The 13,077-nt window shown below is 74.0% G+C and carries 10 protein-coding genes; 6 read left to right on the forward strand and 4 right to left on the reverse strand.

Annotation, left to right across the window (positions count from 1 at the left end):
• Nucleotide 1: 1 nt before the first annotated feature.
• The 3 genes from BSL84_RS25000 to BSL84_RS25010 form a co-directional block, all read right to left on the reverse strand.
• A complete protein-coding gene (locus BSL84_RS25000; RefSeq protein ID WP_075971148.1) occupies nt 2-460 on the reverse strand; it encodes a nuclear transport factor 2 family protein in 459 nt (152 codons plus the stop codon).
• Nucleotides 461-670: 210 nt separating this feature from the next.
• Nucleotides 671-1,609 (reverse strand): MBL fold metallo-hydrolase, encoded by a 939-nt coding sequence (locus BSL84_RS25005; RefSeq protein ID WP_030036691.1) that lies wholly within the window; start codon nt 1,607-1,609, stop codon nt 671-673.
• Nucleotides 1,606-2,376 (reverse strand): AfsR/SARP family transcriptional regulator, encoded by a 771-nt coding sequence (locus tag BSL84_RS25010; protein WP_234308581.1) that lies wholly within the window; start codon nt 2,374-2,376, stop codon nt 1,606-1,608. Before BSL84_RS25010 ends, BSL84_RS25005 begins: the two co-directional genes overlap by 4 nt.
• 460 nt (nt 2,377-2,836) lie before the next feature.
• Between BSL84_RS25010 and BSL84_RS25015 the strand changes: the two genes are divergently transcribed.
• Nucleotides 2,837-4,003, forward strand: coding sequence for an acyl-CoA dehydrogenase family protein (locus tag BSL84_RS25015; protein ID WP_075971150.1), 1,167 nt, complete (start codon nt 2,837-2,839; stop codon nt 4,001-4,003).
• A gap of 152 nt (nt 4,004-4,155) precedes the next feature.
• On the opposite strand, the gene BSL84_RS25020 is transcribed toward BSL84_RS25015, so the two are convergent.
• Nucleotides 4,156-5,097 carry a nitroreductase/quinone reductase family protein gene (locus BSL84_RS25020; protein ID WP_079273285.1) on the reverse strand — a complete coding sequence of 314 codons (942 nt, stop codon included), beginning with the start codon at nt 5,095-5,097 and terminating at the stop codon, nt 4,156-4,158.
• A 419-nt stretch (nt 5,098-5,516) separates the two neighbouring features.
• On the opposite strand from BSL84_RS25020, the gene BSL84_RS25025 reads away from it, so the two are divergent.
• The 5 genes from BSL84_RS25025 to BSL84_RS25045 all read left to right on the forward strand — a co-directional run bounded on the left by BSL84_RS25025 (nt 5,517) and on the right by BSL84_RS25045 (nt 13,045).
• Nucleotides 5,517-6,497, forward strand: coding sequence for a superoxide dismutase (locus BSL84_RS25025; RefSeq protein ID WP_234308580.1), 981 nt, complete (start codon nt 5,517-5,519; stop codon nt 6,495-6,497).
• 120 nt (nt 6,498-6,617) lie between these two features.
• Nucleotides 6,618-7,886: a DUF4192 domain-containing protein gene (locus tag BSL84_RS25030; RefSeq protein ID WP_079273286.1), complete on the forward strand. Its 1,269-nt coding sequence runs from the start codon at nt 6,618-6,620 to the stop codon at nt 7,884-7,886.
• A 209-nt stretch (nt 7,887-8,095) separates the two neighbouring features.
• Nucleotides 8,096-10,084 carry a glycogen debranching N-terminal domain-containing protein gene (locus BSL84_RS25035; RefSeq protein ID WP_075971151.1) on the forward strand — a complete coding sequence of 663 codons (1,989 nt, stop codon included), beginning with the start codon at nt 8,096-8,098 and terminating at the stop codon, nt 10,082-10,084.
• Between the two features lie 254 nt (nt 10,085-10,338).
• Nucleotides 10,339-11,085 (forward strand): NUDIX hydrolase, encoded by a 747-nt coding sequence (locus tag BSL84_RS25040; RefSeq protein ID WP_030037476.1) that lies wholly within the window; start codon nt 10,339-10,341, stop codon nt 11,083-11,085.
• 178 nt (nt 11,086-11,263) lie between these two features.
• Nucleotides 11,264-13,045, forward strand: coding sequence for an ABC transporter ATP-binding protein (locus BSL84_RS25045; protein ID WP_075971152.1), 1,782 nt, complete (start codon nt 11,264-11,266; stop codon nt 13,043-13,045).
• Nucleotides 13,046-13,077: the final 32 nt, after the last annotated feature.

The following is a 13,077-nucleotide window of genomic DNA, read 5'->3' on the forward strand; positions in this document are numbered from 1 at the left end:
CTCAACGGGCCGCGGGCTGGGCGTGCTGGACGTGCTGGTCGTGCTCGACGCGGCGGGAGCGGTTGCGGACGGACCCGTCCGTGATCTCCAGTACGTCGCGGACCAGGCAACTGGGCCCGACCTGGGGTTCCTTGACCCCGGGGCGGACGGTGAGCACCAGCGCGTAGAACACGGCGTCGAAGTCGCCGTCCTCCCGCGGGCTGAGGTCGATCATGTTGAACCAGTGCCGGCGCTGCACCGGGTCGTCGGCGAACCGCTCGTGGAAGGAGTGCAGTTCGGCGACGATGCCGGCCGGGGTACGGGCCGGGGGGACTCCGGGGGTGTGCTGGAACTCGCCGTCCTCGGTGAAGGTGTCGGCGTACTCCTCGAACCTCCCGCCGTCGAGGAACTGGACCTGGCGGGCGTAGTGCTGCCCCACCGCGGCGTAGAGGTCGGCGAAACGGCTGACGGCGGACGTCATCGGGTACTCCAGACGGCTCGGGTACGGCGGAGCGGGCGCCCGGGCACAGTTGCTGCTTGTCGTCGTGCACGGGCGCCCGCGAGCGTCGCCGATCCTGCGAGCCGTTCCTCAAGGCCCGCTTGAAACGCCGTCCAGCGGGTGCCGGGGGCCGGCCGGCGAGGTGTCATCTGTGGCAGGCGTGGCAGGCGTGGCAGGCGTGGCAGGCGCGTATCAGGCGTGGCAGGCCAGCGGAGCCCCCCGGTAGGCGGCCATCTCCTCGAACACCGTGTCCATCTCGGCGATGACGGCCGCCATGTCCAGTGCCCCGCCGTGCGCCCGGCCCCGCTCCTCGGCGAACGCGCGGTACAGATTGGGGACGATCCGCTCCGGATCGAGCAGCCCGGCGAAGGGGCCCAGATCTGCCTCCCGGGCCACCTCCGGCGCCGTCAGGCCCGCGGACACGCCCTGCCGGGCCAGTTCCTGCAGCCACCGCAGGTACGCCTCCGTGGTGTCGAGCACCTCGATGCCGCCGACGACCCCGTGCCCGGCCACCACCACCGCGGGGTCGAGCGCCCGCATCCGCGCGACGGCCCGCAGCGAACCGGCCACCGAGCCCATCGGCAGGAACGGCGTCACCCCCGACATCACCACGTCCCCGGTGAACAGCACCCGCCGCTCGGGTACCCATACGGCGGTGTCGTTCGTGCTGTGGGCCACCTCCAGGTGGATCAGGCGGGCCGTCACCGAACCCACGTGCAGCGTGAGTTCGTCGCGGTAGGTGACCTCGGGGAGCACGACCTCCAGCGCCCCCCACTCCACCTCTGGCCACAGCCCGGTCAGGTGCAGGCCGGCCGCGGCCATCTCCCGGCGTGTTTCGTGGTGCGCGTGCACGACCGCCTCCGGGAACACGAAGTTGCCGAAGGTGTGGTCCCCGTGCGAGTGGGTGTTGACCACCGCGTAGGGGACCGGCCGGCCCTGCGCCACGACCGCTGACCGCAGGCTGCGGGCGCGTGCCTCGGTGGCCGCGGTGTCGACCAGGACGGACCGGCCCCCGGAGACGATGAGCCCGGCGTTGTTCACGCACCAGCTGCCGTCCGGCTGGACGTAGGCGAACACCCCGTCGGCGACCTCGCCGAGCACTCCTGCCCTGTCGGGTCCGCCGGCGCTCATGTCAGGACGTATTCGCGCAGCGACAGGTCGGTGGCGTTCGACAGCAGCTCCTGGTGGAGGCTCTGGAGGCGACTGGAGGGCTCGACGCCGAGCTCGCTGATCAAGGCCTTCCGCAGGTCGCGGAAGACCTCCAGGGCGCGCCAGCCCGACCCCGACCGCTGGTGGGCGATCATCAGACAGGCGGCCAGCTTCTCGTGCAGGGGATGCTGTTCCACGAGCTTGCGCAGTTCCGGTACGAGACTTGCGCTCTTACCGAGCCAGAGATCGGCGAGAATTCGCTGCTCCAGAACGCGCATTCTTACTTCGTTGAGGCCCATGAGTTCCATGGAGAGCACCCGGCCCACGGGTACGTCCATCAATGCCGGACCGCGCCACAATTCCAATGCCTTGTGGAGGTGTTTCGAGGCGGCCTCGGCGTCCCCGCGCTCCAGCGCGTTGTCTCCGGATCCAGCCAGTGACTCAAATTCGACCAGGTCGAACGACTTCGGCTTGACGGAGAGCTGATAGCCGTTGAAGCGGGTGGCCAGTAGGTCCTTCGGGGTGCGCTCGGAGCCCTCGGGCAGGGCTTCCACGATGAGTCTGCGCAGGTGGAGGACGTAGGTCTGCAGGGTGGTCATTCCACTGCGGGGGATGTCCTCACCCCACACCTCCTCCATCAGGGTCGGCACCTGGACGACCCGGCCGCAGCGCAGGGCGAGGAGGGCGAGCAGTTGCCGCGGTTTTCCCGCGGTGGGAACGATGGACTGTCCGTTGATTTCGACGCTCAATGATCCGAGGATGCTGATTTCCGCGAAGGGTAGCGATCCGGACGGTCGAGAGGAATCGATTGACATTCTGTAAAACCCCCGATGGCAAGATCGGGCCATGCGTGGGGAGCCGGCCCGACGTCTCGCCAGGCTACGACTTCGGCAACCCAAGATCAAGTAAAGTATGAGCGGTCGGAGAGGTTCCGGATCGGTCATTGTGTACGTCGGATTCACATCTCGCAGCCCGGCGTGATAAAGCGCGCGGGGGCGTTGATCGGGTGCCTTCGCGATCCGTACCGACCGGTCTCCATGCCGGTCCTCCGCCTGCGCCGCCAACCGCCACCCGTGCGCTGTGACATATGTCCCACACGGCGCCGGCGGCTCTAGCCGGGCTGTAGCCGTGCCCTAGGCGACCTGTAGCGGTGCCCGATCGGCTCGGCCGACGTTGGCTCCCCGTACCGACCGCGAGGAGAGCCGGCCCATGCCCCAGCAGACACGTCCAGCGCCCGAACCGGCCCTCGCTGCCGGGGAAGCGGTCGCCCTCGCCGCCGAGCGTGCCGAAGCCGCCGAAGCCGCACGCGCGTTGGACCCGGACGTCGTACGGGCGCTGCTCGACGCCGGTTTCGCCCGCCACTTCGTGCCGGTCGGCCACGGGGGCCGCGGCGGGGGCTTCGGCGGCCTCGTCGACGCGGTCACCGCGATCGGGGCGTCCTGTCCGGCCACCGCCTGGTGCGCCTCCATCGCCCTGAGCCTGTCCCGGATGGCCGGATTCCTGCCCGAGGAGGGCCGCAAGCGCCTCTGGCAGGACGGCCCGGACGTTCTCGTCGTCGGCTCGGTCTCGCCGCGCGGCCGCGCGCTTCCGGCGGACGGGGGCTGGCAGCTGACCGGCACCTGGCCCTACGTCAGCGCCGTCGAGCACTCCGACTGGGCGCTCGTGCTGGGCCTGGCCAAGACCCCCGACGCCCCGAGCGAGCGGCGGATCTTCGCCATACCGCGCTCCGCCTACGGCATCGAGCGGACCTGGTCCGACATCGGCATGCGGGCCACCGGCAGCCACACGCTCACCGTCGACGACCTCCACGTGCCGGGGGAGATGTCCTTCCCGGTGGACGACCTGATGGCCGGCCGCCCCTCAGCCGAGCGTGCCGTCGGCGGCGAAACCGCACAGGGTGTACCGCTCGCCGCCGTGAACGGACTGTTCTTCTGCCTGCCGATGCTCGGTGCGGCCGAGGGCGCCCTCGCGCACTGGTCGGCGTACGCGCAGGACCGGCTGCGCGCCGAGCGCCCGGGAGTGCCCGGACCCGGCCGCGCCTTCTACGAGGAGACCCTTGCCCGGGCGGCAGGTGAGGTGGACGCCGCCCGCCTGCTGCTGGAACGTGTCGCGGCGGTGGCGGACTCCGGCCGGGAGATCACCGCACTGGAGACGGCGCGGGCCCAACGGGACTGCGCGCTGGTGGCCGACCTGCTGGTCGGAGCCGTGGACCGGCTGTTCCGCGCCTCCGGGACGGCCGGGCACAGCGAGAGCTCGCCGCTCCAGCGGCTGTGGCGGGACGTGCACTCCGCCGCCGGCCACATCGTGCTGCAGTTCGGGCCCAACGCGAGCGCGTACGCCGCCCAGGCGCTGCCGGCGGGCCCGCCCGAGCGGTAGCCGCCGCGCTCCGCGGGTCTCCTGCGGACCCGCTCCCGCGGTGCCAGCGCGTACGCCTGCTGCGCGCTGCTCTTTCCGCGCGCTCTGCTTCCCGCGCGTTCTGCTGCTCCTGTGCCCCGGCGGGCCGACGCTGCCGCCGGGGCACTTCGCGGTCAGGCGGCGGCCGGCGGGCCGGGCGGGAAGGGGATCTCGGAGAGCAGCGGCAGCAGCGACTCCTCCTCGTAGTCGAGGTGGGCGTTGAGCTCCTGCGACATACGGGCCAGGTCCTCGCGGAACCGCCCGGGGTCCGCCCCGCCGATGTCGGCCAGCAGAGCGCTCAGCTCGTGCTGCAGCCGCGCGACCGTGACGTGCTCCGTCCGCAGCCGGTCGAAGACGTCCTTCAGGTGCGGGTTCTGCGCCGCGAGCGCCGGGAACATGTGCGCGTCCTCGCCGGTGTGGTGGATCTCCAGCGTCTGGCAGAACGCCAGGCAGTGCTGGCGGATCTGGAGCCCGAGCCCCGGCGCGGGCGCGTCCCCCTCACCCCGGTGCGCGGCCACCGCCTCGAAATAGGCGTCGACCTCGGCGCTCACGTGCCGCAGCTGCCCGCGCAGCCACACGTGGACCTCGACCAGCTTGTCGGCCAGGCTCCGGATCTCGGCCGGTCCCTCGCCGGGTGCGGGGTCGTTGCGCTCCAGCACCACCACGGGCAGCACGCGGCTGGTGTTCTCCTGGTACTCGCCGTAGCCCGGCTCCGCCGCCACGACGTGTGCGAACAGCCGGTCCCGGCGCTCGCCCTCGGCGGGCACCGCGACCGCCTCGAAGGAGTCGGCACCGACCTCCACCTGGACCAGGGGGTTGGCGAGCACGTTGTGGTACCAGTCGGGGTGCTTCGGCCCGCCCAGGTTGGAGCCGATGACCAGGAGGTCGTCGTCGTGGCGCACATAGCCGAGCGGGACGGTGTGCTCCGCACCGGACTTGGCACCGGTGACCGTGAGCAGCAGCAGGTCACTGCCCTCGAAGTACCCGCCGACCTTTCCCTGGTTGGCGCGGAACTCGTCGATGACGGACTGGTTGAAGGACATGGCGGGGTGGGACTCCTTGGGGTGACGGGGCATGCGGGGAAGACGACGAGGGGGAGGGGAGAGGGTGCGTGCGCGGGCGTCGTCCCGTACGGCACGCCGTGCGACGGCGGGCGGGAGGACGTGCGGCGCCACGGCGGGACGCGGGGGATGGGCACGGCCGGTTCGAGCGGCGGCGCGGGCGCGCTGAGGCGCCTGGGTCAGGCGGAGCCTGTGGGAAGAGAACGCATGAGACGGTCCCTGATGTGCGGGTGGTCGCCCGGTCACCGGCCGGCCCAGTTCTCTTTGGCCGGCGCCACGCGCCACGCTCCCCATTAGAACGAGCACTTCGCGATCTTGTCAATGCGGTCACAGCACGAGCGGGCCGCTGGCCGGATTCGAGCGGAACTCAGGCGGCCCGCCCCACACTCGCGCACGACGACGACACCACAGGGGGCGCGATGCTCAGCTCGGCCATGGCACGACGACGGTTCCTCGGCATCGGCGCGGCGGCGGGTGCCGCCACGCTGATCGGCGGCGCGGGCTGGGGCGGGACGGCGGTCGCCGCCGAGCCCGACGGCCGGTCTGCGTCCCGCGCCGGCCGGCCCGACGTCCTGAACCTGCCGAACGGATTCCACCCGGCCGGCATCGGTATCGGACCGGCCCCCTACGCCTACTTCGGTTCGCTGCTCGGCGGCGCCATCTACCGGGCCTGCCTGCTCACCGGCCGGGGAAAGGTCATCAACCCCGGTCTCGGGGAGGGGTACTACGCGGTCGGGCTCCAGGTGGACGGCCGACAGCGGGTCTTCGTCGCGGGCGGCTGGGGCCGGCTGATCACCGTCCTCGACGGAATCACGGGCAAGGTGATCGAGACGTACGAGGTCGGCAACGCCGACACCTTCGTCGACCACGTGGTGCTCACACCGCGCGCCGCCTGGTTCACGGACTCCTTCAGCGGCCAGCTGTTCCGCCTGCCGCTCGGCCCGCGCGGGGAGCTCCCGGCGCGCGACGCGGTGGCGACCCTGCGGCTGGGCGGCGAGTGGGTCCAGGGTCCGTCGGACGGCCTCACCGCCACGGGCATCGCGGCCACCCCGGACGGCTCCGCGCTGCTGGTGGTCAACATCCACGCCCACGGCGGCAGCCTGTTCCGCGTCGACCCGGTGACCGGCGTCGCCCGGCGCACCGACCTCGGCGGGGTCACGCTCCCCACGACCAACGGCATCCTGGTGCACGGCCGCACCCTGTACGCGCCCCGCATGAACGACCTCGCGGTGCTGCGCCTGGACCCGACCGGCCACAACGCCCGCCTGGCCCGTACGGTCACCGACGCGCGCTTCGAGACCCCCTGCGCGGCGGCCCTCCACGGCAACCGCCTCTACCTGCCCAACTCCCGCTTCCCGCAGCCCCCGGAGCCGGACCTCCCCTACAACGCGGTGGCGCTGTCACTGCCGCTGTAGCTGTAGCCCCGGTGCCCCCGGTCGCGCTGCTCAGGGTGGTCCATACCCGCGCGGTGGTTGAGGCGTCAACAGTTATCCACAGGGCTTTCGGGATCGGATCATGCACGGGACCTTCGTGACATGACGAACAACAACGCATCCCGCCGCCCGTCCGACCGGTCGTCATCAACCAGCCCGGCCGCAACCGCCTACGAGCCGCAGATCACCCTGCGCAGCCCGGCCGAACTGGCCGACGCACTGCCCTACATGCTCGGCTTCCACCCGTCCGACTCGCTCGTCATGGTCGCCGTGCACGGTGAGGGCGGGCGCTTCGGAGGCCGCCTGCGTGTGGGTATCCCCACCGCTCCCGCCGAATGGGAGGACACCGCCCGGCAGGTCGCCGACTGCCTCATCCGGGGCGGCGAACGGCGCGGCGCCAAGCCCGACGGCATCGTCGTCTACCTCTGCCAGGAGCCGCGCGGAGAGGAGGGCGGCCGGGGGGTGATGACCCGGCTGCGCCCGCTCGCCCAGCGGATCAGGCTGGCGTGCGGCGCGCTGGACGTGCCCGTGCTGGAAGCCCTGTGCCTGTCAGCCGGCCGCTTCTGGTCCTACGTCTGCCCCGACGAGCGGTGCTGCCCCGCCGAGGGCAGCCCGCTCGCCGCGGTCGGCACCTCGGTGACGGCCGCGGCCGCCACCTTCGCCGGCCTCCAGGTCCGGGGCTCCCTCGACGAGATCGAAGGCAGGCTCGCACCGCTGCGCGGGCCCGTGGCCGAGGAGGCGGAGCGGGCCCTCGACCGGGCCGCCACCGCTCTGATGCCGAGGATCCTGCACGGCGCCACGCGGGAGGAGGTCGGCGCCGAGACCATCACGTTGGCACAGGCCCTGATGCGGCGCATGGCCCAAGCTCCGCCCGCCGAGAGCGGCCCCCAGGGCGACGACTGGGACGACGCACTGCTCGGCGACGACGAAGCCGCCTCACTGATCCTCGGCCTCCAGGACCGCGAAGTCCGGGACATCGCGGCCGAGTGGATGGAAGGGGAGGAGGCCGCCCCCGCCCTGCGCCTGTGGCGGGCCCTGGCCCGCCGCTGCGTCGGCGCCTACGGCGAGCACGCCGCGGCCCCCCTCACCCTGGCCGGCTGGGTCTCCTGGTCCACCGGTGACGAGCCGACCGCCCGGATCGCCCTCGGCCTCGCCCTGAGGGCCGACGCCGAATACCGCTTCGCCCAACTGCTCCACCACGCATGCAACGAGGGGATCGACCCCGAGGGGCTGCGGCAGTGCCTGAGGGAGGAGCGGCGCCGCCGCGAACCGAGGCGCAGCCGGTCCTCGGCCGCCACCCGGCCGCCCGGACGGCGGGCCCGGACCGCTCCGCGCCGAGGCCCCCGCCGCACCGCCGGGAGCGGGCAGTGAGCGCGCGCCGGCCGTCGTACGGCGGTCGCCCGCGGTCGCCCCGCGCCGGGTCGGAACCGCCCTCCCCGCGCGGGCTCCGTCCCCGGAGCACCCTGCCGGAGCCCGGGCCCGTGACCCGGGCGGGGGTGGGGGCGTTCAGCTGGGGGGTGGTGCCGCCCCGACCGCGCCGCCACCCGGCTGAACCCACCGGAGCGCAGACAAGGCGACGCATGTCCCACCCCGCACCTCCCCGCCCGACCGCCGTACCCGTGGCCCGCAGGCCCGAACTGCCGCCCGTGCACGGCGCCGTCATCTGCGTCGCCGCGCCCTGCCTGGCCATCTCGCCCGAGCACGGCCAGCTCACCGGGCAGGGGATTGACGGCATCTACCGCTCCGGGCGCCGGCTGCTCTCGCGCTGTGTGCTGCGGATCGGCGGCCGGGACCCGGTCGCCGTCCAGGGCCGCAGCCTGGGCGCCGACCGGGCCGGCTTCACCGCGACGGTGCGCACCGGAGCCGAGCCCGGCCCCGACCCGGACATCGGTGTGGAACGGATCCGCCACGCGGACGGCACCGAACGGATCACCCTGCGCAGCTTCACCGCCCGGCCGGTGCGGCTCAGTGTGGAACTGCTGCTCGGCACCGACCTGGCGGAACTGGCCTCGGTCGCCGCAGGCCGGGCCGGCCCGGAGCTGCCCGCCGCGGTGCACGCCGCCGGCCTGCGCTGGAGTACCGGCGAGGCGCAGGCCGTCACCACCGCCGAGCCGGCACCGGAGGACGCCGTGGCCTCCGCCGGGCTGCTGCGCTGGCAGCTCGAACTGGGCCCCGGCGAATCCCGCACCATCGCACTGCGCACCACCCAGGACCGGGTGGTGCGGGCCGCCGCCGGCCAGGTGGCGAACCCGCTGGCCGACGCCAGGGCGGAAGGGGACGATCCGAGGGCCGAGGCGTGGTTCCGCACCAGCGTCGAGGACCTGCGCGCGCTGCTCTCCCGGGATCCGCAGGAGCCCGGCGACGCCTTCGCGGCGGCCGGGGTGCCCTGGCGGCTGGGCCTGGCACCGGCCGAATCGCTCTGGGCCGCCCGCATGGCACTGCCGCTCGGGACCGGGCTCGCCGCCGCCACCCTGCGCATCCTCGCCCGGACGCAGACCGGCGGGAGCGGCAGCGGGGCGGGGAAGATCCCCGGCCCCCTGCGCGGTGCTGGCCTCCAGCTGCCGCCCGCGTGCACCGGCACCGAGGCGACCCTCGCCTTCCCCGCGCTGCTCGCCGAAGCCCGTCTGTGGGGCATGCCGCAGGACGAGGTCGCCCTGCTGCTCCCGGCCGCCGAACGGTGCCTTGCCTGGCTGCGCGGCGCCTTCGGCACGGACGGCTTCCTGGCCGATCCCGACCCCGGGCCGCGCCGCTGCGAGACCCAGGCCCATGCCCACCGGGCCGCCGTGCTGGGGGCCGACCTCCTCGCCGGCTGCGGACGGCCCGGCGCCGAGGAGTGGCGGGAGCGGGCGGCCGCACTGCGCGAACGGTTCCGGGACGCGTTCTGGATCGACGGCCCGGACGGCGGCCGGCCGGCCGCGGCCCTGCATCCCGACGGTCGGCCACTGCCGCGGCTGACCGGGGCCGCCGCCCACCTGCTCGACGCCGGGCTGCTCAGCGGCGGCCGGCTAGCGCCCGGGCTCCTCGACGGGGTCCGCGCCGAGCAGGTGGCCCGGCTCCTCGGCACCCCCGCCATGGACTGCGGATGGGGGCTGCGGAGCATGGCCCTCAAGGAGCCCGGACACAATCCGTACGGCCACCGCTCCGGCGCGGTACGGGTGCACGAGAGCGCCGTGGCCGTGTCCGGCCTGGCCGCGGCGGGTTTCGAGAAGGAGGCCGCGGGCCTGCTCAGAGGCCTGATGGACGCGGCGGAGGCCTTCGGGTACCGGCTGCCCGAGATGTTCGCGGCGCAGCAGCGGACCGCCGGCAGCGTTCCCGTCCCGCACCCTGCCGCCTGCCGCCCCGCAGCCGTGGCCGCGGCCGCGGGGGTGCATGTACTGACCGCCCTCGCCGGCATCCGCCCCGACGCCCCCGCGGGCACCGTCGCCCTCGCACCCCTGCCCGGCGCCCCCCTCGGCGCGATCCGCCTCGCGGGCCTGCGGGTGGCGGGAGAGGCGTTCGCCGTCCGGGTCAGCCGGCTCGGCCTCGCCATGGTGGAGGAGGCCGCGGATGCGCTCCAACTGGGTGTCTAGGCTGTGGCCGCAAAGATTTGCCGGAGTCGCGGCGTGCGGTGCGGTGCATCGCACGGCGGAGGGCCACGGCTCGTACTGGACGTACCTGCGGGGTCCGACAACGCGGCGAGGTGCCGTACCGGGCGACGTGACCCGGTGAACCGGCGCCGGCGGCGGCCGTCGTGCCCGCCGGGCACACCCGCCGGCCCGCGGGCTGTCGTCTTCAAGGTCACCAAAGCGCTGTTTATCGTCAGGCAGACGACTATGATCGCGGCATGTCGCCCTACGACCCGTCGGCCTATCCGCCCTTCGCAGTCACCGTCGACCTGGTCGTGCTCACCGTGCGGCGCCACGCGCTCTGCGCGCTGGTGGTCCGGCGGGGTGAGCAGCCGTTCCAGGGGCGCTGGGCGCTGCCCGGCGGATTCGTCCGCGGGGACGAGGACCTCGCGGCGGCCGCCGCCCGGGAGCTCTCCGAGGAAACCGGTCTGTGCGCCCACGATCCCGCCATGCCCGGCGCGGGCAACGGGGCACACCTCGAACAGCTGGCCACCTACGGTGATCCGAAGCGCGATCCGCGTATGCGGGTCGTCAGCGTGGCGCATCTGGTGCTGGCTCCGGACCTCCCCGCCCCCCGGGCCGGCGGCGACGCCAACAGCGCCCGCTGGGCCCCCGTCGACGAACTGCTGGCCGTCGGCGACGAGAGCACCGCGGGGCTCGCCTTCGACCACGCCCGGATCCTGGCCGACGGCGTCGAGCGGGCCCGCTCGAAGATCGAGTACTCCTCGCTGGCCACCGCCTTCTGCCCGCCCGAGTTCACCGTCGGCGAGCTGCGCCGCGTGTACGAGGCCGTGTGGGGCGTGGCCCTGGACCCGCGGAACTTCCACCGCAAGGTCACCGGCACCCCCGGCTTCCTGGTGCCCGCCGGAGGGACGACGACCCGTCAGGGCGGCCGTCCGGCCCAGCTGTTCCGCGCCGGCGGGGCGACCCTGCTCAATCCGCCGATGCTGCGCCCGGAGGTCTGACGACCCGTCGGCGGCATGCGGGCGCCCGCGCCCGCATTCGGTCCGCCGGTCGGGGTGAACCCGGCGCAACGATCGGCGCTCCATCGGATCGGTTGCGCCGAAAATCGGACATATCGCGTTATCTTGCTTGCGGTACTCACCCTGCCGCAGAGCGGTCTCACCCCCCGCGAGAGAAGCGATGCTCCAGGCCATCGGACTCACCAGCAAACCACGCACCGACGCCCCGCCCGTCGTGGACGACCTCACCTTCGAGGCCCGCCCTGGGCATGTGACCGCCCTGCTCGGCGAGCCGGGATCGGGCAAGACGACCGCCCTGCGGCTCATGCTCGAACTCGAACCGGGCCGCGGCGTCACCTACTTCCGCGGCCGTCCGCTGCACCGGATCCCGCATCCCGGCCGCGAGGTCGGAGTGGTGCTCGCGGACGTCCCCGGCAACCCGGCGCGGACCGTACGCAACCAGCTGCGGATGCTGTGCGCCGCCGCCGGGGTGCCCGCCTCCCGGGCCGACACCATGCTGGAGGTCGTCGGTATCGCCGGCCTGCGCGACCAGCGCCTCGGCTCGCTGTCGCTCGGCATGGAGCGCAGGGTCGCCCTGGCCTCGGCGCTGCTCGGCGATCCCTGCACCCTGCTCCTCGACGAGCCGGCCGCCGGGCTCTCCCCGCGCGAACGCGGCTGGCTGTACGGACTGCTGCGCGGCCACGCCTCCCTCGGCGGAGCGGTGCTCTTCACCACCGCCGACGCCAAGGAGGCGGCCCGGAGCGCCGACCGGGTCGTCAGCATCGAGGCGGGCCGCCTCGTCGCCGACCAGGAGGCCGCGGAGTTCGCGCGGACCCGGCTCAGGCCGCGGGTCGCCGTGCGCACCCCGCACGCCGCCCGGCTGGCCGACGTACTGGGCCGGGAGGCCCGTGCGGCCCGGCGGGCGGTGGAGATCGTCGAGGAGAGCGGCAGCCGCCTGTCGGTGTACGGCAGCAACTGCGCCGAGGTCGGCGAGGCGGCGTTCCGCCACGGCGTACTGGTCCACCAGCTCGCCGACGAGACCGGTGACGCCGGGGCGCCCGCGGCCCCGGTCCCGCACGCCCGGGCCGCCGCGACGGCTGCCCCCGCCGCGGCCGTACCGGATTCCTCCGGGGAATCCGGCGGTTCCCGCGACGCCCGCTCGCGGCGGCCGGCCTCGGCCGTGCGGCGCGTCGGAGGCCCGCTGCGGCCGCTGCGCTACGAGCTGCTGCGCGTCTTCGGCACCGCCACCCCCCTCCTGACGGCCGGCCTCGTCGTGGTGGTCTCCGTCCTCACCTCCCTCGTGCTGGCCCGGGCCGGGCAGACCCCGCAGAACCGGCTGCTCGCCGCCTGGCCCGAGGTGCTGCCGCTGCCGCCCGCCGCCCTGGGCGCCGGACTGCTCGGCGCACTGGCCTTCGGTGAGGAGTACCGCTATCCCGCCCTCGCCGCCGACCGCGGCACCGTGCCGCGCCGGCTGGGGCTGCTCACCGCGAAGCTCGGCGTCTGCGCCGTTCTCGCCCTGCTGCTGGGTGGCCTGGCGGTGACGGCCGACGCCGCCGCGCTGGCGCTCGTCTTCGACAGCGGCCCCCTGCGCACCCCGGCACAGTGGCTGTCCCCGGCCGCGAGCTGGGCCGGCCTGCTGATCGGCTGCGCCTGGGCCGGGGTACTGGCCTCCGGCGTCTTCCGGTCCGCCACCGCCGGACTGGCGGCGGTGCTCGCCGTGCCCGTGGGAGTGGTTCCGCTGGTACGCAAGGCGCTGGAGGGCTCGTCCGCGTACCCGATGAACGGACTGGGGCCCCGGCTGCGCGGCCTGTCCTGGGTGCAGTGGCCGCCGGAGGCGGACCGGCTGCTCGTGGGGGCCCTACGGGTGATGGCCCAACCCGTCGCGACCGCCCTGGTGTTGTCGCTGATGGTCCTGTTGTGCGCCTATGGGTTCACCGGACTGCGCAGCAGGGTCCGTTGGTGATCGTTCCGTGGCCGGAGCGGTCACGGACGGGA

The organism is Streptomyces sp. TN58 (assembly GCF_001941845.1).
In the GTDB taxonomy this organism is placed as follows: Bacteria; Actinomycetota; Actinomycetes; order Streptomycetales; family Streptomycetaceae; genus Streptomyces.

Bases quoted from the DNA above. Each gene is read 5' to 3' on its own strand.
- BSL84_RS25040 (WP_030037476.1), top strand. From the start codon at position 10,339: ATGTCGCCCTACGACCCGTCGGCCTATCCGCCCTTCGCAGTCACCGTC.
- BSL84_RS25020 (WP_079273285.1), bottom strand. From the start codon at position 5,097: ATGCCCCGTCACCCCAAGGAGTCCCACCCCGCCATGTCCTTCAACCAG.
- BSL84_RS25030 (WP_079273286.1), top strand. From the start codon at position 6,618: ATGACGAACAACAACGCATCCCGCCGCCCGTCCGACCGGTCGTCATCA.
- BSL84_RS25025 (WP_234308580.1), top strand. From the start codon at position 5,517: ATGGCACGACGACGGTTCCTCGGCATCGGCGCGGCGGCGGGTGCCGCC.
- BSL84_RS25000 (WP_075971148.1), bottom strand. From the start codon at position 460: ATGACGTCCGCCGTCAGCCGTTTCGCCGACCTCTACGCCGCGGTGGGG.
- BSL84_RS25005 (WP_030036691.1), bottom strand. From the start codon at position 1,609: ATGAGCGCCGGCGGACCCGACAGGGCAGGAGTGCTCGGCGAGGTCGCC.
- BSL84_RS25045 (WP_075971152.1), top strand. From the start codon at position 11,264: ATGCTCCAGGCCATCGGACTCACCAGCAAACCACGCACCGACGCCCCG.
- BSL84_RS25015 (WP_075971150.1), top strand. From the start codon at position 2,837: ATGCCCCAGCAGACACGTCCAGCGCCCGAACCGGCCCTCGCTGCCGGG.
- BSL84_RS25035 (WP_075971151.1), top strand. From the start codon at position 8,096: ATGTCCCACCCCGCACCTCCCCGCCCGACCGCCGTACCCGTGGCCCGC.